The organism is Enterobacter sp. UPMP701 (assembly GCF_053709515.1).
Genome location: NZ_JBSKJN010000039.1, coordinates 1 through 1,078, shown reverse-complemented (window position 1 = coordinate 1,078; position 1,078 = coordinate 1). Strand labels below are relative to the sequence as shown.

Annotated in this window: 1 protein-coding gene; it reads right to left on the bottom strand. The window is 45.7% G+C overall.

Features of this window, described 5'->3' with window-relative positions; all coding sequences use genetic code 11:
• Positions 1-85: 85 nt before the first annotated feature.
• Positions 86-1,078: RHS repeat-associated core domain-containing protein (locus ACWKXT_RS24200; protein ID WP_454533561.1), on the bottom strand; the 993-nt coding region annotated here is incomplete at its 5' end.

The following is a 1,078-nucleotide window of genomic DNA, read 5'->3' as shown; positions in this document are numbered from 1 at the left end:
CTGATGGCAGCGCTATCGCTGATTCGAAAGCCGCGTATCTGCACGTATTGCACAGGTCGGTGCTGCCAGAGCAACAAGCCGTTGATTACTTATTTCTTCTTCGGGAAAAAAATCCTTTTCTGGGTGGTGCTATAGACTGGTTTCCCGTGTTTTCAGGCAATATCATTGTTAACGATATTTTCTGAAAAGATGGTTTATCCATTGACTGATAAGATAATATTCGGTTACCTGCCCCATCAAATTCTTTTGCATCCAGATAAGTCGTTTGTTCAACCGTTGCAGTAAAACCACTGATCTCATCATATTCTTCAGTGTCAGAATTTTTAAACTCAAACTGCTTTATTGAGGTGATCCGATATTGCCCTCCTTCATTAAGGATACGGTGTTCGGGCGTATTCCCTCTCTTTTGTACAAATCTGTTCATACCATCAACTGGCAAAATACCATACAATGCAATAGTAATATCAGCGAGATGTCCCTGGTGAGCGATTGTGGAAATAACTTGCTTAGCCTGAGGAGAGAAGATTTTATCAACGTCTTCTGTTGTAAAGCTCATTCCTTCGTCGGAAGGTGCAAAAGATATCGTGTAGGTGGCTCGGGAAATATCCTGCATAAATGCCAGTGAAACGCCTTCAGCTGGCGCTATTTCTGACGGATGTGTTGGCTGAAAATGGGGAGTGACTTCTCTTTCCCAGGTTACCGATATTTTTTTCTGATTTGAGTGACCTCCTCCTGCTATATTTTCTTCGTGGATATTTCCTGCCAGAGAGGATGGATTCTCTTCAGATTCATGAAAGAGCTCTGGAAAATTTAACAGTTTATCAAATACGCTAAATTCATCTCTTCCGATGTACCCACTAAAAGTATGATTTGCCGGTTCCTGCATTCTTCCGTCCGCATCCTTAAGCGTGACGGGATTATTGCGGCACATCCGGAACAGGTTCAGCCCGTCCACCGTCCCCGCCGGATCTGCGGAGAGCCACCGCCCCGACCACGGCTGGCAGTACCGGTACCCGTAGTAGTACAGCCCCGTCGCGTCACGCTCCTTCCCCGAGTAACGCAGGATTTTGTCCCTCGC